Origin of the sequence: Nibribacter koreensis (assembly GCF_039541795.1) — a bacterium.
Classification (GTDB): Bacteria; Bacteroidota; Bacteroidia; order Cytophagales; family Hymenobacteraceae; genus Nibribacter; species Nibribacter koreensis.
This window is the reverse complement of record NZ_BAABGX010000003.1, coordinates 1-19,172: the sequence shown is the minus strand read 5'-3', so window position 1 is coordinate 19,172 and position 19,172 is coordinate 1. Positions and strand designations below refer to the sequence as shown.

Genomic DNA, 19,172 nt, shown 5'->3' with positions numbered 1-19,172 from the left:
AAGAATGTATTTTTGAAGCAAACTTAATCACATACCACATGAACTTTCCAGCAGAGCTAAAATACACCAAAGACCACGAGTGGGTAAGAATTGAAGGCGATGTAGCCTACGTAGGCATCACAGATTTCGCGCAGCGTGAGCTGGGTGACATTGTATATGTAGACATTGACACGCTAGACAAAAACGTAGCCAAAGACGAAGTATTTGGTACCGTTGAGGCGGTGAAAACTGTTTCTGACTTGTTCAGCCCCTTGAGCGGCCAGGTAATGGAAATCAACGACAAGCTTGACGGCAACCCAGAACTGGTGAACTCAGATGCCTACGGCGATGGCTGGATGATCAAGATGTCCATTGACAATGCTTCTGAAGTAGAAGAGCTTCTTTCTGCCGAGGCGTACAAAGAACTGGTAGGAGCTTAATTGCAAAACTGGGTGCGTACACGCTATTATGCACCTGCGCTGGGGTGGGCAGTGGTGATCCTAATTGGGACGCTTCTGCCCGCCAACGCGCTTCCGCCCGCTCCTGAGTGGGACTTTCTCACCTTTGACTCGCTGGTCCATGCCATCATCTTCGGCACCCAGCTGTTTCTTTTGCTTTGGGCTTTGCACAAAGACCCATCGGTGACTCTCTCTTCTCTTACTATTTTTCTTGCCTTCTTAGCCGTCGTCAGCTTTGGCGTGGGCACCGAGTTCTTGCAGGGCGCCATGCCGTTTGGCCGGGTGACCAGTCCCGTAGACGCTATCAGCAATGCCGTGGGCGGCGTGTTTGGCTTAGCCTTCTGGGGGCTGAGCCGTCGTTTTTAGGCTATTTTCCGGAAAACAGGCCGAAAACGGAAATTGCGTATCTTGTAGCCATGAAACGGCTTATCTTCTTTCTTCTAGCTTTCAGTGCCTTACCCGCTTTTGCCCAGGACATGCAGCGCGTGCGGAAGACCATTGCGCAACTGGCTTCGCCGGAAATGCACGGCAGAGGCTACGCGTTTAAAGGAGACAGTCTGGCCGCCAGTTATCTACAGCAACAATACGCCAGCATTGGCCTCAAGTCTTTTGCCGGTTCTTATTTGCAACATTTCACCCTGCCCGTCAACATCCTGGACAATCAGTTAAGCCTGAAGATTGATGGCAAGGTATTGACCCCGGGTGTAGACTTTCTGGCGTACGCCGCCTCTGCCCCTGGCAAAGGTTCTGGCTTTGTCTACCCCATTGACACCTTGTTGTTACAAGACCCAGACGAAGCCCAGACTTTCCTGACCCAGAACCTACGCAAACAGGTATTGGTGGTGCGGCAGCGACACTTCCAGGATCTGATGAACCTGCCCGAGCCGTTCAAGAAGAATTTGCAGAAAGCTGCGGCGGTCATTGTCTTACAACCCGGCACCAAGGTGATGGGCACGGTGCGCAGTTTCCAATACCCAATGCCAGTGCTAGAAGTATTAGAAAGCTCAATGCCTGCCAAAGCCAACAAAGTAGAGTTTGCCGTGGACGCGCGCTTGGAGAAAAACTACCGTAGCCAGAATGTGATTGGGTATCTGCCCGGCACCAGCAAGCCAGATTCTTTTCTGGTAGTGACGGCGCATTATGACCACGTAGGCCGCATCGGCAAAGAGGTACTCTTCCCGGGGGCGCATGACAACGCCAGCGGCACCGCCATGCTCTTAGAATTGGCCCGCTATTACGCCCAGCCTCAGAATCGTCCCGGGTACTCTATTGCCTTCATAGCCTTCGCCGCCGAAGAAGCCGGTCTGGTAGGCTCTGAGTATTATACTGAGCATCCGCTGTTCCCGCTAGCCAACATCAAAATGCTCTTGAACCTGGACCTGATGAGCACCGGCGAAGAAGGCATGATGGTGGTGAACGGCAGTGTCTTTACCAAGCAGTTCAGCCTGCTCCAGCAACTCAACAAACAGCACCAGTTTCTGCCTACTTTGAAAGTGCGCGGCAAGGCGTCTAACTCAGACCATTATTTCTTCTCTGAGAAAGGCGTTCCTTCTTTCTTCTTCTATACATTAGGCGGTACCACTACAGAATACCATCACCCCAAAGATACCGCCGGCACCTTGCCCCTGACCAAGTTCAAGGAAGTGATAGGCTTGATACAGGCGTTCTTCAAGGCTTTGTAAAAGCTTCGTTTCAGAAAAAATACACCTTCCGTTTTTGGCCTGTTTTCTGGAAATCAGGCCAAAAACGACGTGCTTTTCTTTGTTGATTCAGGAGGTGAGGGTCTTATAAAGAAGCGAGATGTCATTATCTGCGCCGGTATACAGGCCTGTATTTAAACCGATAAGTAGTTCTGCTTGTTGGTGATAACACCAACAAGGGCAAGGGTTATTTACTATTTTTAATCTAAAAACTCTTCCAACTAAAAAAAATTAGGCACCTCAACACTTCCACTTGGTCGCCATTGTTGGTGTTATCACCAACAATCCATCTCAGGTCCTGCCTCAATAGCAGTCTATACTAAAAATCCGTCGGCTCGTTTTTAGCCTGTTTTACAGAAAACAGGCTAAAAACGAGCCGACGGATTTCATTAAATAGTCTACTTAGAAAGAACGACCCGGCGCACGGTCACGCCTTTTTCTGAGGTTACTTTCAGCAAGTACAACCCATTTGGCAGTCCGCCCAAATTCACTTGTAGAGGCTGGCCTTTGGCAGTTCTGGAGACGTTGATGGTTTGTAGTTCTTTGCCCAATGCATCTAATACCTGCACAGAACTGATGGCTACTTCTGAAGAGGTAATCTGCACCAACTCAGTGGTAGGGTTAGGGGCAATCTGGACAGATTGCAAGGCTATCTCCTCAGCGGTGCCCAAGGCATTGCCATCTACTTTCACATCATCCAGGTAGAGGTTGTTCTCAAAGTCAGTGGTGTGCTTGAACTTGATGATGGCGGTTTTGGCGTTACTGAAGGCAGAGAGGTCAACCGTCTCCAGACGCCATTTTGAGGTGCCATTGGGTACAAATTCATCCTCCATGTAATACGGTGTCACGGTGGTCAAGGCCTGGCCAAACTTCTTATACACGCGCTGGTAGGTGTTACCGCAGTCTGTAGACACCAGCACTTCTAAAGTGTCTGAGTAGCCTGTTTTGGAAAGCAAGGCATACGCCAACTGGAACGTGAGCCTGGGCGCAGCGCGCGACGTCAAGTCCATGGCCGGTAATACCAGTTCATCTATTGGCCCATTCTCAGGATACTCAATGTTCTGCATGAACGCCGAGGCGCTTCCGGTAAAGGCCGCCTTGGTAGTACGCTGCCAGGTCAGGTCCTCTTGCGGGTTGTTTATGCGCCAGCCCGCCGGCGGGAACGTGGCATCTTCAAAGCTTTCTAGCAGCGGCAAGGCATTGCCCTGCACCTGAAAGTTGACCGTCACGGTGTTGTTGCTACTGTTACCGTCTGTGGTTTGTCCGTTGCTAGACAGAATGGTAACGGTTAAGGTGTGCGCCCCTGCCGCCACAGACTGGCTAGGCAAAGAGATTTCTTGCGTGGTAAATGAGGCCAGATTCCCCGTCCAGGTAAAGTTTTGGGCCACGCCGTTGTCAATTTTGTATTGGAGTTGCACGTTGGTCAAGGCCGAAGACCCGCAGTTGCGCAGATACACCACCGGTGCCACACTGTTGTTGCAGACAATGTCACTGGGTGCCTTAAAGCCAATCAAGGCACCGTCTAAGGCCGGCACCTGCGGTACCACGCAACCAATAGAGGACAACAAGCCGCTTCTACTTGAGTTAAGCACCGCCTGCATCACGTTCTTCTGCCCCGTGGTGAACAGGTTCATGCAGACATCATTGGTGTAGTCCATGTAATTCATGAACATGTCACTGGTGTTGCTGCAACTAGCTTTGGGGAAGATGGGGCAACCGGTGTTTTCTTCCTCCTGGGTGGGCGTGTCCAGTACCTCATCGTCTCCGCAGCTTTCATCGCCCCAGATATGGAACAGGTTGAGCCAGTGGCCTACTTCATGGGTGGTAGTGCGGCCCAGTCTATAAGGATTCAAGGCCGTGCCCGTAGTCCCGAAGGCCTGGTAATCTATCACTACGCCGTCTGTGGACGCCGGCCCAGAATTAGGAAACTGCGCGAAGCCCAGAATATTGGCATCATTAGAGAAGTTCACTACCCAGATGTTGAGGTATTTCTTGCTGTCCCAGGCACTCTTTCCGCCTAAGCCGTCAAACTTCATAGAGTCAGAAAGACCAGAGAATTGTTTGACTGTGGTAGCAGTTCTGGTGATGCCGTTGGTGGGTTCGCCGTTGGGATCTTGCTTGGCCAGACAGAATTCTATCTCGGCATCGGCGGCCACGCCCTGGAACAAAGCCGGCGTTTTGTTGGCATCTGCGTTCAGGCGCCTGAAATCCTTGTTCAGGACGTCTAGTTGAGATTGGATCTGGGCCTCAGAGATGTTCTGCGAGTTGGTGTTGTAGAGCACGTGCACCACTACCGGAATGGTGACCACCTGCCCTAAGACCGGTTTACCGTCCAGTTGCTTGTAGTCTATGCGGTTTACGTTTCTGGCCTGCTGCTTGAGTTGCGCGCGCAGACCCGGCCTGTTCTTCTCTAGCAGTTGCACATACTCCATGGTGGCGCAGGCCCGGGACTGGGCAAAGCTTGCGCCCACGGTCATGCCTAAAAGACAAACAGAGAAGAGTAAATTTTTAAGCATGCGGGCGTTTTTAGGCTATTTTCCAGAAAACAGGGCAAAAACGAAAAAAGGCTTACAGAATGTTGTTGAGCTGTTCCTTGATTTTCTCCAGTTCCTCCTTCATCTCCACCACCAAGTGTTGAATGGTAGAGTCATTGGCTTTAGACCCGATGGTGTTGATCTCGCGGCCTATCTCCTGAGAGATGAAAGCCAGTTTCTTACCGGTTGGTTCCGGCAGGTAGACGGTTTCTGTGAAATAATGCAAGTGGTTGATTAGGCGCACTTTCTCCTCGGCAATGTCCAGTTTCTCAATGTAATAGATCATCTCCTGCTCAAAGCGGTTCTGGTTGAAGGACTCAGAAGAACTCAACTCCTGCATGTGCCCCTGGATGCGGGTCTTGATCTGCTCCACGCGGCTAGGATCGTGCTTTTCCACCTCGGCCAGCAGGATTCTGATGCGGTCAATGTAGGAGATGATCTCATTGGTGAGTGCCTTGCCTTCATCGTTTCGGAAGACAACCAAACGATCAATGGCTTCCAGCAACAAAGGCGTCACCTGCTCCCAGTTCAGGTCTTCGGTTTTGTCCTCTACGGTGTCTGCCTGTAGCACCTCTGGCATCTGCAGGGCCAGCCTGAACAAGTCTGGGGACTTGGCGCCCAAGTTCAAGGCGGCAACTTCCAGCTCTTTGTAGTAAGTCTGCAACAGCTCTGTGTTAATGCGGTTGCGACCGGCGGAGGCTCTGTTTCTAGATACCTCTACTGATAGGTTCACCTTGCCGCGCACCAAACTCTTACTGACGATGTTTCTGATTTCCAGCTCCTTATCTGATAGACTGCGCGGCAGACGCACGCTCAGGTCCATGGACTTAGAGTTCAGTGACTTAATTTCTACGCAAACGGTAAATGATTCGGTCTCCAACTGCGCGGACCCAAATCCTGTCATGGATTGTAGCATAACCTCTTCTGGAAAAAGTATTTAATAGGTAAAAGTACAAAAATAAAGGTATTTAATCGTTGATAAGATAGAGAGTGAACATTGGCCGTTTTCTGGCTGTTCTAGCTTAGTATTTTCTTTATCTTTGAGCCATGAAATTTGGAGTTGTCGTTTTCCCGGGGTCCAACTGTGACCAAGATGTAATTGATGCTCTGCGCCATACCACGGAGCAGGAAGTTGTACGGCTGTGGCACAAAGACCATGACCTGCAGAACTGTGATTTTATAGTGTTGCCGGGTGGCTTCTCTTACGGAGATTACCTGCGCTCTGGTGCCATTGCCCGCTTCTCGCCTATCATGCAGGAGGTGGTCAAGTTTGCCAACAGCGGCGGCTACGTGTGGGGCATTTGCAACGGCTTCCAGATCTTGACGGAGGCCGGTTTGTTGCCAGGCGCCTTGCTGCGCAACAACAGCCAGAAGTTCATCTGCCAGAACGTGTACATCACGCCAGAGAACACGGACCTGTTGCCAACCTCTCTATTAGAGCCCGGCAAAGCCTATAAAATTCCGATTGCGCACGGCGAAGGTCGTTTCCATGCAGACGCAGACACGCTAAAACAACTGCAGGACAACGGGCAGATCATGTTCCGGTACTGTGACGCCAACGGAAAGGTAACCGAAGACACCAACTGCAACGGTAGCGCCAACAACATTGCCGGTATCTCTAACGCTGGAAAGAACGTGTTTGGCATGATGCCGCACCCAGAAAGAGCCGTAGATCCTGAGCTGAACAACACTGACGGAAGGCTGATGTTTGAGGCCTTACTCCAGACTGTAAAAGCCTAAACAAACCAGATACTTTTTAAAAGCAGAACGGCTTCTCTATTGGATAGAGAAGCCGTTCTGCTTTTAGGCGTTTTCGGCCTGTTTTCTAGAAAACAGGCCGAAAACGGATTTAGAAGTCATAGCCCATGGAGAAGTATAGCTTAGGTCCTTCGCGCACCAAGTCTTTCTCTCCCCAGGCAATGTCAAAGCGGCCGTACACGCCCAACAACGTAGTTCTCACGCCGCCGCCGTAGCCAAACATGAACGGGTTCCTGAAGTTGCGCACAATCACCTCAAACGGAGGGCGCGGCACGGGCTGGGTATTCACTGAATTGTCCTCGCTGAACGGGTTACCTGAGTTGTAGGCCGTACCGGCGTCAAAGAAGCCCGTCAGTTGCAGGTTCCGGAAGAAGCCCGAGTTGATAGGCCCTTCAAACAGGTACTGGAAGACCGGCAGGCGCAGTTCACTGTTCCAAAGCACGTAGCGCGTACCGTTGCGGGCGTTGTAGTTGAATCCGCGCATTGGTGTGGCAAAGTCCAGGTAGAAGAACTCGGCTGGGTAGGTGTCTATGGTGAGGTTATTGTCAAAGATAGGAGTAGCATCCTGATCGGCGGTGAGCCAGTTGTCTACCCCGCCTAACAGGTACTTTTTGGGTGCTGGACCAAAAGAATGTCCGTAGCTCAGGCGGTTGGCCCAGACAAATTCCTTGTGGATTTTCTGGTAATGGCGAAGGTCTGCGTAGAACTTGCCAAATCCGGTTGATGCGGCGCCTAATCCATACATACGGGTTACGCCTACTTTCATGCGGGTGCCCTCACGCATGTTCATACCGGTCACCACAGAGTTGTCATAAACTAGTTCGCCGCCAATGCCGGCAAAGTCCAGCACTGCGTCTGGCACAGAGAAGTTCTCAATAACCGTGTAGCGTATGTTAGAGTACCGCGGCAACACTTTTACGCTAATGGCGTGGGTCAACGGATAGCTGAACGCCGGGAGAATCTCATGCTTGGAGAGTCTTCTAATGGCGCCTCCCTCATCAATGAACACGCTCTGCTTCTGATAGCCCACGCGGTAGTCGTAGCGGTTTTTGAGGTTAGAGTATTCTGCGTAGAAGTTGGTGGTACGTAAATCTGTGAGCGCAAAGACGCCGCCTCTAATGCGGTAATCCTCAAACAAATCGGCCATGCCCACCTCCATCACAAACCCGAAGCCTAGCAACGGATCTGCGTAAATAGAAGAGACGATGTTGTTCACGCCGAAGCGCAGGTCATAGGCTCTGGAACGGCGCAGGTCTAATGAGTCTGGAGAGCCCAAGGCCATCACCGTTCTGGGTTTGGCCGGTGGTGGAGTCACGACAGGAGTTGGCGGAGTAGCCAGACTGTCTGTGGTTACAGTAGTAGAGTCTGATACCTGCGCCATGGCCAGGGAGTCTAACCGGGCGCGCGTAGCCTGGGCCGCGGCTAACCGGTCTGCTTCTTGTTGGTTTCTGCGCTGCAAGTGGGCCTCTAAGATGCGCTGCCGCTCTGTCTTGAACTCTGTGCCCACCGGCGTCAAAGCCTGGCCTTGGTACAGAAACGGGTATTCTTTGGCGCGGTCCAGCGCTACAAAGGCTAGATTGCCCGTACCCGCATGGTAGTCAAAGGCTTTGATGTTCTGCCCAAAGTTAGTCACGCGGTTAATGACCCCGGTGTTGATGTTGTGTCTATACAATGACCGGATGCCGGACTCTTCCCCCACGTATACCAGTTCCTCGGCAGAAATCCCCTTGGGCATCTCTTCTTTGGCAGGCGTGGAGCTTAGCTGCCAGAACCTTTGAATGGTAGCCGTTGGGTCATACAGGTAGATGTCAAAGTTGTTGTTGGTGTTGGCAAACTTGCCCTGCGCGGCCTGCAAAGAATCTGCCATGCGGTTAGAACTGAAGACTATCTTGCCCTCGGTGCCCGGCAGGAATGCCGGCTGCAGGTCATCATAGACGTCGTTGGTGAGTTGGCGGGCCAGGCGGCTGCCCCTAAACAGGTACAGATCCGTCTGGTTGTTTTTGACGGCGCTCATCACCAAGAACTGCCCGTCATCTGAATAGTCAAAACCCGTCATCTGGCTGTAACCGCTCAGGCTGATTTCATTGTTCACCCCGCCCAATAGACGCTTGGCAGAAGCAACGGACCTGAAGTAGCGCTTGCTGGCAGATTGCTGGTGTAGTTTCAAAGCCCCCTTTCTGTAGTCTGAGATGCCAATGACGGTCTCGGACTTCCAGGCCAGCATGGGCACCGAGCGGTCTGTCTGTTGATTGGGCACTTTGTAGCCTCCCCGGTAGATGAGCTTCTGGTTTCCGCGGTCAATGTCGCGCACAAACACTTTATACGCGCCGCGATCATACATCACGTAGGCCAGTTGCTTGCCGCTGGGGCTGTACACCGGCTCTGAAAATTGGTAATGGCGGGCGTTGATTTTTCTGAGGCGGTGGTCCTTGTCTGCCGTGGCCAACTGTCCTTCTGTAAAGGAGTTCATCTGCAAATAATAGCCAAACCAGTTTTTTTCAAACTGACGGTACGGCATGTTCAAGCTGCTGGCAATGCCAATCTCAATGTCTCTGGTGATGCGGGTGAGGTTGAGAATGTTCTGGATGGCGGCGGGCCCATGCCTTTCTGTGATGTAATTCCAGATGGCCTGGCCGGTCATTTTTTGGTTGCGTGCAAACAAAGGATCTGCGCGGCGCCCGCCCGTCTTCAAGATCATGTCCCGCACGTAGTTGTCCATCTCCACGCTCCAGCCTTCAGAGATGTATGCGGCGGCGCCAGACACAAACCAGTCTGGCAAACGCAACAGGTAATTACTCTGGATGACTTCTTTCAGGCTGCCGCCATACATCATGTCAGAAATCAATAGCTCAGAAATGCGGTAGCTGATCTGGCGCTTCAAATCGGCTTGAGAACCTTCATAGGGTATCTCAATCTTGGTTTTGATGAACATGCCGTCATTGCCGCCCTTGTATGGGTCATCCACCAGGCCAATGTTGCTCTGCTTTAAGTCAGAGACAGAGTTGTAGACAATGAGGGTGATCTTGGAGTAAGGGTAGTAGCCAATGAGAGACGTGATGCGCTTGAGTTCCTTCTCTGCGTGCTCTGCGGCGTGCTGGGCCAGTTCTGTGCCACCCTGGGCATAGTACACGTTAAAGTTGGGCGTGCTGTAGTACTGCCAGGCAAACCGTTTGTACTGGATGCGGTTCTTGCCAAAATCATCTGGACTGGTAGCCTGGGCCTGCGCGGCATGGTTGCCTCCTAGTCCTAGAAGCACCAGGCAAAGCACACAGACAAAGCGCGTATAGAGTTGACTCATATGGTTGACTTAGATGCTAAATATAAAGGAAAATACCGGGCAATGTCTACCTCCCTCCAAAGCGGCTCCTGCCCTTCTAATAACCCAATCAATTGTTGCGCCAGCAAGGGAGCCATTAAAACGCCTTTAGACCCCATGCCGTTGAACACCGCCAACTGCGGTAGTTCTGGATGAAGGCCAACCAAGGGTTTACGATCACGCACGGCGGGCCGTACTCCTACATACTGTGTTGTGACCTGCAAAGGTTTCTTTATTATATCCTTTGTTTTATGAACCAGTTCCTGCAGCCCCTCGGGCGTGGTAACTTCCTCTAAATCACGCCAATTATAGGTGGCTCCAATTCTGTATTTTTCTTCTCCTAAAGGAACAACGTAAACGGCTTTGTTATAGATATAGGGCGCGGCAAATCCTTCAACAGAAATGTCCAGAATTTCGCCTTTGTTCAAAGAAAAGGGCAACCACTTAAAGTACGGATTTTTGACCGCGCCGGCTCCCTCGCAGAAGATGATTTTTTTGGCCTGTACGTCTTGGTATTTCACTCCGTCTGGTAACAGCTCTAACTCAGAAAAGTTAAAGGCTTCCCTGCGGATGGCTTGCCGCTGGGACAAGGCCTCTTCCCGTAACTGCAAAAACTTACGCAGTTCTACATAACCGCCCTGTTTGATGAGCAAACCGCCCAGTTCCTGGTGGACGTCATCTGAGGGCGGCAACTGCAGATGCGTGGCTTCAATGTAATCGTCCCAAATAGCCTCGGCAGATTTGCCCATCCAGGTGTTTTGCTCCTCTGGCGTAGAGAACAGTTTTAAGATGGGTTTCTGATGGAAGAAGGGTGTATGGAACACCTGAGATTGCTCCTGGTAGAATTGCTTGGCCTCGGGCAGGAAGGCGTCTACCTGCCAGCTTTTGGCAAAGCGCTTGCCGGCTACGGGGTTGATGAGACCAGCGGCCACCCTTGAGGCGGCATTGGGTTTGTTGACATCCAATACCAGGACCGTTTTTGCGTTCTTTTCCAGAAAACAGGTCAAAATTGCGCCGGCCAGGCCGTGGCCTACTACCATGTAATCATAAATCATATGCCAAGGTACGGCTTGTGCCGCTGAAATCTGTAACTTAGCCCCTTCAAAATGTGCGCAGGCACCTTCTGTTATGCAAATCAAGAGCTTTACGTTTAATCCTTTCTCTGAGAACACCTACGTGTTGTATGATGCCACCAAAGAATGCGTGGTGATTGACCCCGGCTGTTCCAACGCCCAAGAGGAAAAACAACTAAAGGATTTCATCCAGACTGAGGGGTTGAAAGTGGTACGCTTGCTCAACACCCATTGCCACATTGACCACGTGCTGGGCAACAAGTTTGTGGCAGACACCTACGGCGTGCCGTTAGAGATTCATGAGGACGATTTATCTGTTCTGCGCGCCGTGCCTACCTATTCTGCCGCCTATGGTTTTCCTATGTACGCAGAGCAGCTACCCGAGAAATTCTTGAAGGAAGGCGAAGCGGTAACATTTGGCGATACGGAACTGGACGTGATTTTTGCGCCGGGCCATGCGCCGGGGCACGTGGTATTCTACCACGAAGCCTCCAAGAACCTGATTGGCGGTGATGTGCTTTTCCAGCGCAGCATTGGCCGCACAGACTTGCCCGGCGGAAACTACGAGACGCTCATCCAAAGCATAAAAACCAAACTCTTCACGTTACCTGATGATGTGACGGTACATCCAGGACACGGCCCAAGCACCACCATTGGCGAAGAGAAAAGGCATAATCCGTTTTTGACCTAGTTTCTGGAAAACAAGCCAAAAACGACCACCAGCCATTCATCACATGAAAAAACACCTTCCTAACTTTATCACCTGCCTGAACCTGCTCTGCGGCTGTCTGGCCATCACGTTTGTTTTTCAGGGGCAGTTAGTGGGCGCCGCCTATCTGGTAGCCCTGGCGGTGTTCTTTGATTTCTGGGACGGCATGGTGGCGCGCATCTTGCATGTGCACTCAGAGATTGGCAAGCAGCTAGACTCTCTGGCAGACATGGTGTCTTTTGGCGTGGTGCCGGGCATGGTCATGTTCAAGCTGCTGGAGAAAAGCGTGCAGTCCGGCTACTTTGGGCTCACCTTGGACACGTTGTTGCCTTTTGCTGGTTTTATCTTGACGGTTTTCTCTGCCCTGCGTCTGGCCAAGTTCAACCTAGATACGCGCCAGACAGATTCGTTTATTGGGGTGCCTACGCCTACCACCACCATGCTCATAGTGAGCTTTCCGTTGATCCTGGCCTTTGACACCTACGGCCTCACGCCCATCATCTTGAATCCTTGGTTCTTGCTGGGCATCACCGTGCTGTTTTCTTTCCTGCTTATATCTGAGCTGCCGCTGTTTGCGCTCAAGTTCAAGAACCTTAAGTGGGAAGGCAACCAGATCCGTTTTATCTTCATGATCTTGACCATAGTGTTGCTGGCTTGGCTTAACTTTACCGCGGTTCCTTTGCTGGTGGCCCTATACATTTTGTTATCGCTCATAAAACCTTCTTCTATATGAAATTCACTGCCGAGATTGACATCATGCCTCATGCTGAATTATTAGACCCTCAAGGAAAAGCCGTGATGCTGGGACTGGAGCATTTGGGACTGGAGCAAGTGTCTGATGTGCGCATTGGAAAGCACATTAAACTGCAACTTGAGGCGCAGGACGAGGCGGCCGCCGCCCAGAAAGTAGAAGAGGCCTGCAAGAAGTTGTTGGCCAACATGATTATGGAGTCGTTTTCTTACCGTCTCACAGCAAACTAAGCAGACCGTTCTGTTGCCAAACGCCCCTATCTGGCTGAACCTATGCTATATGGGCTGTGTTGCGGAGTGAATACCTTTACCCCGCGTACATGCACCTGTTTAGAAACCTACTGATAGGCCTTTGCCTTTGGGTGTTTCCTGCTGCGGCTGTTTTTGCCCAACAGGAGGAGCCCCGTACCATTACCTGGCGTTCAACACCTGCCACTGGTACTACAGGCAAATCTATTTCTACGCATCCAACCTTTGAGGAAGCCTCCTACAGTCAACCGGGAGCGCTTCCTTTTTATGATTTTACTATTCCCGGTGTTGCCGTCTCCTCGGTTGAATTCACGCATCAGGAATTTACGTCCCTGCCCTCTTCGTTTTTGGGCTCTTTTCCTAAAAACAGCCTAAAAACGGACATCACGCCGCAGGTAAGCACGGGTACCTCCAATAGACAGACTATTAGCACCGTTTCTTTTCAGCCGTATAGGTTGAATGCGCAGACCGGGGCGGTGGAGCTATTGGTGAAGTTTAGTTACAGGTATAGAGCGGGTAGTCCTCCAGCCCCAGCTAGCAGAAAAACAGGCGGTGCGGTTCCTCAACCTTTGAGAGGAAATGTAACGCGGTCTGTGTTGAGTTCTGGCGAGTGGTTTAAGATTGGCGTACCGGCTACGGGTATGTACAAACTAGACCGCGCCGCCTTGCAGAGCATGGGCGTGAACGTGCAGAACCTCAACCCCAGATTCTTGCGGCTCTTTGGCAACGGCGGCGGCATGTTACCCCAAGCCAACAGCGCCCCCAGACCCGATGACTTGACGGAGAATGCCATCTGGGTAGAAGGCCAGCAGGACGGCGCCTTTGATGCCAATGATTACCTTCTTTTCTATGGACAAGGACCCAGCACCTGGGCAGTGAGCACAGCCGGCGGGGCACCTTTTGTCCATTCCAAAAACCTGTTCAGTGACACCACCTATTACTACTTAACGGTTGGGCCCACAGAGGGAAAACGGGTGGCTTCCAGAGTTTCTGTGCCCGGCTCATATCCTGTGGTGTCCAGCTTTGACGAGCGGTGGCACCATGAGGTGGACAGCAAGAACATGATTCAATCGGGTAGGGAGTGGTACGGGGAAGAGTTTAATGCGTTTACCCAACAGAACCCATTCACTTTTTCTGCGTCTGATTTGGTACCGAGCAGCCTGCTTTATCTCTCCTCTGCCGTGATGGGTAGCTCCCCAGAAACCTCTTCGTTTAAAGTCTCTTTGAACGGTTCAGTATTGGGTGAGCATTTCATGCAGGGCTATGACGCGGGTGACCCCTACCATGACGCTGGCTTCAATAACTCTAAAACCTTTGTTCAGAACCTTAACAGCCTCGCTTATTCTGGAGAGTTGGCGGTTTCATATGCCTTTCAGCCAGGCAGAAGCTCTTCAGCGGTGGGCTACTTGAATTACTTTTCTTTGTTTGCGCAGCGGCAGTTGAAGTTGTACGGCTCGCAAACTACCTTCCGGTCAATGGCCAGTTTACAACAGCCCGTCACTACGTATCAAATTGGGAATGTACCTGCCTCGGCACAAATCTGGGATGTGACCAATGTGACAGAACCGGTGCAGCAGGTGTTTGCCGGTGGTCAGTTTTCGGCCACCAGCACAGAGTTGCGGGAGTTCATTGCATTTACCGGCAACAGCTTCCCGGCTCCTGCCTTCATTGGGAAGGTGGCTAATCAGAATCTGCACAGCTTGAACACGGCCGGCGATTTGGATTTGGTGATTCTGGCGCCGCCTGCCTTCTTGCCCCAAGCGCAACGCCTGGCTGCGCACAGAAGGTCGCGCAACGGCTTACAAGTAGAAGTAGTGTCCTTGCCGCAGGTGTTTGAGGAATTCGCCTCGGGACAGCGGGATTGGACGGCTATCCGGGATTTCATGAAGATGCTGTATGACCGCAGCCAGAAGCAGGGTGAGCAACAACTGAATCTGTTGTTGCTGGGAGACGCCAGCTATGACCCAAGGTTTAGAATCAACGCTTCGGCGCATCTTGTACCTATTTACCAGTCCAGAGAATCGTTGCATCCGGTGTTTTCCTATTCTTCAGACGATTACTTCGGGTTACTGGACGCACATGAGGGAGAATGGTCTGAGACCAATTTCTCTGCCCAAGAAATGTTGGATATTGGCATAGGGCGCTTGCCGGCCAAGACATCTGCCGAGGCTGATTTATTGGTAGATAAGATTCTAAAATATGAAAGCGAGGCTTCTAAGGGCAACTGGCGCAACCGCTTAGTGTTCCTGGCAGATGACGGCGAGGTAAACGAACATTTAGGGGATGCGGAGAACCTGTCTGCCTACGTGGAGAAGAACCATCCGGCATATCTTTCACAGAAACTGTACTTGGATTTGTATCCGCAAATATCTGTGCCTAATGGCAAGCGTTCACCAGCTACTAACAAGGCCTTACAGGATGCCATTGAAAAGGGGGCTTTGCTTGTGAATTATACGGGGCATGGGAACGAGGTAAGTCTGGCTGATGAACAGATTCTAACCATCAATGAGATTCTGGCCTGGAAGAACCCTGACAAGCTGACGTTTCTGCTCACCGCTACTTGTGAGATTGGCCGCTATGATGACCCCAGAAGAAACTCAGGCGCAGAGACAGCCTTACTACACCCTGGGGGCGGTGCCGTGGGCTTATTGACCACCACGCGGCCAGTGTATTCTGATGGTAACCGTAAACTGAATATCAGTTTCTTTCAGGCTGCCTTTACGCCGTTGGCCTCTGGTGCCATGCCTACTTTAGGATACCTGACGCGCTATACCAAAAACAACAGCTTGTCACAGGTAAATAACCGCAACTTCGCGTTGCTGGGAGACCCTACCATGCGACTGGCGTATCCGGCCTTAACTGTGGCGGTTACGCACGTAAACGGCAAGCCCGCTTCTACCGCCACTACAGACACTTTACATGCACTGTCTAAGGTGGTGTTGCAAGGGCAGGTAACAGATGCACAAGGTCAAATTGCACAGGCTTTTCAAGGCAAGGTGCATGTGTCTGTGTATGACAAGCCCAATACTATCTCTACCCTAGGCGATCAAGACCCTGTCAGGAAGGTAACCATACGGGATAATCTTCTTTATGACGGCATTGCCAGCGTACAGAATGGACTGTTTCAAATCACCTTTGTCGTGCCTAAGGACATCAATTATCAGATTGGTCAGGGCAAGGTGCACCTCTATGCCTTATCTTCTACTACAGATGGCAACGGAGCATCTTTTGTGCCAGTGGGCGGAGCAGATGCTCAGGTGGCAGCAGACAATTCCATACCGCAGATTCAGTTGTATATGAATGACGAGTCATTTGTGTCTGGTGGGACGACGGGGAGCAATGCTGTGCTCTTGGCTCACCTCTCTGATGAGAATGGCATCAACACGGCCGGCGCGGGGATTGGCCATGAGATAACGGCTATTCTGGATGACAAAACCTCTGACCCATTGGTACTAAATGATTTTTACACCGCAGATCTTGACAGCTACCAATCTGGCAAGGTCCGTTACTCTTTAAAGAATCTGTCACCGGGGCCGCATTCCCTGCAATTGAAAGCTTGGGACACGCATAACAATTCTGCGCTGGCTCGTATAGAGTTTATTGTTGCTTCTACAGAGAAGTTAGCACTAGACCATGTTTTTAACATCCCCAATCCGTTTTTAGAGAAGACTACTTTCCATTTTGATCACAATAGGAGTGGTCAGGAATTAGATATACTTATTCAAATATTTACCGTATCAGGTATATTAGTGAAGACGCTCCATGGCACCAGCACCGGAAGCAGTCATTTTTCTGACCTTACATGGGATGGCAGAGATGATTATAATGGTAAATTAGGGAAAGGAGTATATATTTATAAGGTGAATGTCCGTTCTCGTGTAGACGGGTCTTCTACCTCTACGTTTGAAAAATTAGTCTTACTGAAATAACCACCTACGCTATACCAATCTATACCACATGAACCATACCATGCTCAGGTCTACCTTGCTTTGTTTTCTACTAGTGGCCACGTCTGGCCTAACTGTGTTGGGTCAAAATTCAATTGGTCAGAATGTAGAAAATTACCGCCCAATTACCACCGCGGTGCCAGTCTTGTTAGTAGCGCCAGATGCCAGAGCAGCGGCCATGGGTGATGCCGGCGTGGCCACTTCTCCAGACGCCAACAGCCCTTACTGGAACCCAGCTAAACTGGGCTTTCTAGAGTCTGATTTTGAAGCTTCTTTGTCCTACACTCCTTGGTTAAAAGAAATTGTCAATGATATGTACTTGGCCTACCTGTCAGGTCACAAAAGGCTGACGCCTAATTCCTCCATCGCTGTTTCCTTGATGTATTTTGACCTAGGTGAAATTGTGTTTTCACAAACGGGCACAGACCAGCAACCCTTTAACCCAAAGGAATATGCAGTAAGCGTGTCTTATGGCCAAAAGCTTAGTGAAAACTTGAGCTTGGGCGTAGGAGCTCGATATATTCGTTCCAACTTGGCTGGCAACACCAATGTAGTGAATCCAAGCGGTAACTATGAGTCACAACCTGGCAACTCTGCCGCTGTTGATTTGGGTATCTATTATACAAGAGATTTGAGCATAGGGAGTAAAAATGTTAACCTAGCGTTGGGTGGTAACATCTCTAACCTAGGCGCCAAAATCTCTTATAGCACTGCCGGAAGAAAAGACTTTCTGCCTACTAATTTACGCTTAGGAACGGCCTTGACCATGGAGATGGATCCTTACAACAAAATCACCTTAGCCATTGATGGGAACAAGCTCTTAGTGCCATATTCTGCGCCAGAGGACGCCTCTTCCAATGACCAGACCAATGTCTTTGCTGGAATTTTTAAATCATTTAATGATGCCCCAGGTGGTGCAAGTGAAGAGTTTAAAGAAATCACTCTATCTACTGGTTTAGAGTATTGGTATGATAATACCTTTGCGGCCCGCGCTGGTTACTTTTTTGAAAACGAGTTAAAAGGCGGCAGAAAATATCTATCAATGGGATTAGGTATCAGATACCAACAATTTGGACTTGATGCGGCTTACTTAATTCCAAATGAGCAGAATAACCCATTATCTAAAACTTTGAGATTCTCTTTACATTTCAAGTTTGACGGGCAATAATAATTTTATATGAGTTTGAATCGTACGGTAGCACCAGGTATTCTTGACACAGCTGATATTCCTTTACTCATCCCAGAGGTAATTACAACCAACTCTGGTACGGTTATACATATCGCTCATAACACAATTCAACCCATAGCACGGGTTGAATTTGTGTTTAAAGCGGGTAAGTGGTTTCAACCTAAACCCGCAATAGCATCACTAACAGCAAAAATGTTGTTAGAAGGGACCATTACTAGAACAGCCAGACAAATTGCAGAAATGGCTGACTTCTACGGGGCAACCTTAGATGTATCCCATGGATTTGATAGATCTACGGTTACCTTATACTGTCTGTCAAAATTCCTAGGGGATTTGATTCCTTTAGTATTAGAAGTCATTCAGGCTCCTTCTTTTCCTGAATACGAATTGGTGTTACTTAAACAAAGGTTGAATCAAGCACTATCTGTAGATAAGCAAAAAAATGGTTATTTGGCATCAGAGGCGTATTCAGTAAAACTGTATGGTGCTAATCATCCCTACGCAACTTTCATTTCTGAAGAAGAGATAAATGCAGTTACATTGCAGGAGGTAAGAGCCTTTCATGCCTTACACTACCATTTACATGATTGCCATATATTTTTAACAGGAGACATATCTCCCTCAGCCAAAGAACAAATATTACAGGCAGTTCACCATGAAACTGTACCCCCCTTAAAACCTAACCAAGCACACAAAGAACTAAGTAGTAAACCGGTCAGCACATCATTGGTGAGAGTAACTACTAAGAATACCTTACAAGCAGCCTTACGGGTTGGCAATGAAGTTATATCACCTTCCCATCAAGATTTTCCAGCCCTGTATTTCACTACTCACTTATTGGGTGGATATTTTGGATCCAGACTGATGAAAAATATAAGAGAAGACAAGGGGTACACGTATGGCATCTATGCTTCCTTATCCACAAAAGAGCATAGCTCAACCTTTACCATTGGCACTGAAGTTAAAGGAGATAAAACTCACGAGACAATTGCTGAAATAGAGACAGAGTTAGATAGGTTAAAACAAGAACCTGTTACAGAAGATGAAATGCATACTGTGAAAAAGCACCTAAGCGGTAAGTTTATCTCTGATGAGGCAACTCTATTTGATCAAGTTGATAGGTATAAATCAACGGTATTCTTAAAGTTAGCTCCAGACCATTATCATGCATTGGTTAAATCTTTCTTAGATATGACACCAGAAAGAGTTTCAGCAACCGCTGCAAAGTATATATCTAAGGAAAACTTATTGTATGTAGTTGCAGGAGGGAATTAAAGAGATATTTATATAAACAAGAAAGGCTCCGTATACGGAGCCTTTCTTGTTTATATAAATATCAAATGAGGAAATTCCAACAAAGTTAAATAAAAGTAGAGGTCAACTATAAAGAATAAGGACTTCTATTCATAAGAAAAACAAATTCAGATACTGTTAGTAGGAGAATCTACCTTTAGGGAGTGTGAAAAGCAAGGGGGAGCCTTTACCTGGGCATGGTTAAAAAGCAAGAGCC

The 19,172-nt window shown here is 49.6% G+C and carries 14 protein-coding genes; 10 read left to right on the top strand and 4 right to left on the bottom strand.

Going from position 1 to position 19,172, the window contains the following annotated elements:
- The first annotated feature begins 38 nt into the window (after positions 1-38).
- From gcvH to ABD880_RS15575, 3 genes are read left to right on the top strand one after another with little or no spacing between them, the layout of a single operon-like run.
- Entirely contained in the window at positions 39-419 is a 381-nt protein-coding gene (gene gcvH / locus ABD880_RS15585) for a glycine cleavage system protein GcvH (RefSeq protein WP_345168142.1), read from the top strand.
- Positions 420-431: 12 nt separating this feature from the next.
- A complete protein-coding gene (locus tag ABD880_RS15580) occupies positions 432-803 on the top strand; it encodes a VanZ family protein (protein WP_345168141.1) in 372 nt (123 codons plus the stop codon).
- 50 nt (positions 804-853) lie between these two features.
- Positions 854-2,119, top strand: coding sequence for a M28 family metallopeptidase (locus ABD880_RS15575; protein ID WP_345168139.1), 1,266 nt, complete (start codon positions 854-856; stop codon positions 2,117-2,119).
- 416 nt (positions 2,120-2,535) lie between these two features.
- On the opposite strand, the gene ABD880_RS15570 is transcribed toward ABD880_RS15575, so the two are convergent.
- Together ABD880_RS15570 and ABD880_RS15565 are read right to left on the bottom strand one after the other, a co-directional pair.
- Complete coding sequence (locus ABD880_RS15570) at positions 2,536-4,653, bottom strand: T9SS-dependent choice-of-anchor J family protein (RefSeq protein ID WP_345168137.1); 2,118 nt, start codon at positions 4,651-4,653, stop codon at positions 2,536-2,538.
- Between the two features lie 52 nt (positions 4,654-4,705).
- Entirely contained in the window at positions 4,706-5,587 is an 882-nt protein-coding gene (locus tag ABD880_RS15565) for a YicC/YloC family endoribonuclease (RefSeq protein WP_345168134.1), read from the bottom strand.
- Positions 5,588-5,718: 131 nt separating this feature from the next.
- Between ABD880_RS15565 and purQ the strand changes: the two genes are divergently transcribed.
- Entirely contained in the window at positions 5,719-6,411 is a 693-nt protein-coding gene (gene purQ, locus ABD880_RS15560; protein ID WP_345168132.1) for a phosphoribosylformylglycinamidine synthase subunit PurQ, read from the top strand.
- Positions 6,412-6,520: 109 nt separating this feature from the next.
- On the opposite strand, the gene ABD880_RS15555 is transcribed toward purQ, so the two are convergent.
- Positions 6,521-9,727, bottom strand: a complete 3,207-nt coding sequence (locus ABD880_RS15555) for a hypothetical protein (RefSeq protein WP_345168128.1) — start codon at positions 9,725-9,727, stop codon at positions 6,521-6,523.
- Positions 9,724-10,800: an NAD(P)/FAD-dependent oxidoreductase gene (locus ABD880_RS15550; RefSeq protein ID WP_345168126.1), complete on the bottom strand. Its 1,077-nt coding sequence runs from the start codon at positions 10,798-10,800 to the stop codon at positions 9,724-9,726. Before ABD880_RS15550 ends, ABD880_RS15555 begins: the two co-directional genes overlap by 4 nt.
- Positions 10,801-10,873: 73 nt before the next feature.
- On the opposite strand from ABD880_RS15550, the gene ABD880_RS15545 reads away from it, so the two are divergent.
- The 6 genes from ABD880_RS15545 (at position 10,874) to ABD880_RS15520 (ending at position 18,937) form a co-directional block, all read left to right on the top strand.
- The gene (locus ABD880_RS15545) at positions 10,874-11,509 is read left to right on the top strand and encodes an MBL fold metallo-hydrolase (protein ID WP_345168124.1); all 636 of its coding nucleotides are present in this window, start codon (positions 10,874-10,876) and stop codon (positions 11,507-11,509) included.
- Between the two features lie 43 nt (positions 11,510-11,552).
- A complete protein-coding gene (pssA, locus tag ABD880_RS15540; protein WP_345168122.1) occupies positions 11,553-12,260 on the top strand; it encodes a CDP-diacylglycerol--serine O-phosphatidyltransferase in 708 nt (235 codons plus the stop codon).
- On the top strand, positions 12,257-12,508 hold the full coding sequence (gene purS / locus ABD880_RS15535; RefSeq protein ID WP_066506154.1) for a phosphoribosylformylglycinamidine synthase subunit PurS: 252 nt from the start codon (positions 12,257-12,259) through the stop codon (positions 12,506-12,508). Before pssA ends, purS begins: the two co-directional genes overlap by 4 nt.
- Before the next feature lie 89 nt (positions 12,509-12,597).
- Positions 12,598-16,455, top strand: coding sequence for a type IX secretion system sortase PorU (gene porU / locus ABD880_RS15530; RefSeq protein WP_345168117.1), 3,858 nt, complete (start codon positions 12,598-12,600; stop codon positions 16,453-16,455).
- A 28-nt stretch (positions 16,456-16,483) separates the two neighbouring features.
- Positions 16,484-17,641 carry a type IX secretion system outer membrane channel protein PorV gene (porV, locus tag ABD880_RS15525; RefSeq protein ID WP_345168114.1) on the top strand — a complete coding sequence of 386 codons (1,158 nt, stop codon included), beginning with the start codon at positions 16,484-16,486 and terminating at the stop codon, positions 17,639-17,641.
- A 9-nt stretch (positions 17,642-17,650) separates the two neighbouring features.
- The gene (locus tag ABD880_RS15520; protein WP_345168111.1) at positions 17,651-18,937 is read left to right on the top strand and encodes a M16 family metallopeptidase; all 1,287 of its coding nucleotides are present in this window, start codon (positions 17,651-17,653) and stop codon (positions 18,935-18,937) included.
- Positions 18,938-19,172: the final 235 nt, after the last annotated feature.

Bases quoted from the DNA above. Each gene is read 5' to 3' on its own strand.
- purS (WP_066506154.1), top strand. From the start codon at position 12,257: ATGAAATTCACTGCCGAGATTGACATCATGCCTCATGCTGAATTATTA.
- ABD880_RS15550 (WP_345168126.1), bottom strand. From the start codon at position 10,800: ATGATTTATGATTACATGGTAGTAGGCCACGGCCTGGCCGGCGCAATT.
- purQ (WP_345168132.1), top strand. From the start codon at position 5,719: ATGAAATTTGGAGTTGTCGTTTTCCCGGGGTCCAACTGTGACCAAGAT.
- ABD880_RS15545 (WP_345168124.1), top strand. From the start codon at position 10,874: ATGCAAATCAAGAGCTTTACGTTTAATCCTTTCTCTGAGAACACCTAC.
- ABD880_RS15555 (WP_345168128.1), bottom strand. From the start codon at position 9,727: ATGAGTCAACTCTATACGCGCTTTGTCTGTGTGCTTTGCCTGGTGCTT.
- ABD880_RS15575 (WP_345168139.1), top strand. From the start codon at position 854: ATGAAACGGCTTATCTTCTTTCTTCTAGCTTTCAGTGCCTTACCCGCT.
- porU (WP_345168117.1), top strand. From the start codon at position 12,598: ATGCACCTGTTTAGAAACCTACTGATAGGCCTTTGCCTTTGGGTGTTT.
- porV (WP_345168114.1), top strand. From the start codon at position 16,484: ATGAACCATACCATGCTCAGGTCTACCTTGCTTTGTTTTCTACTAGTG.
- pssA (WP_345168122.1), top strand. From the start codon at position 11,553: ATGAAAAAACACCTTCCTAACTTTATCACCTGCCTGAACCTGCTCTGC.
- ABD880_RS15520 (WP_345168111.1), top strand. From the start codon at position 17,651: ATGAGTTTGAATCGTACGGTAGCACCAGGTATTCTTGACACAGCTGAT.
- gcvH (WP_345168142.1), top strand. From the start codon at position 39: ATGAACTTTCCAGCAGAGCTAAAATACACCAAAGACCACGAGTGGGTA.
- ABD880_RS15570 (WP_345168137.1), bottom strand. From the start codon at position 4,653: ATGCTTAAAAATTTACTCTTCTCTGTTTGTCTTTTAGGCATGACCGTG.
- ABD880_RS15565 (WP_345168134.1), bottom strand. From the start codon at position 5,587: ATGCTACAATCCATGACAGGATTTGGGTCCGCGCAGTTGGAGACCGAA.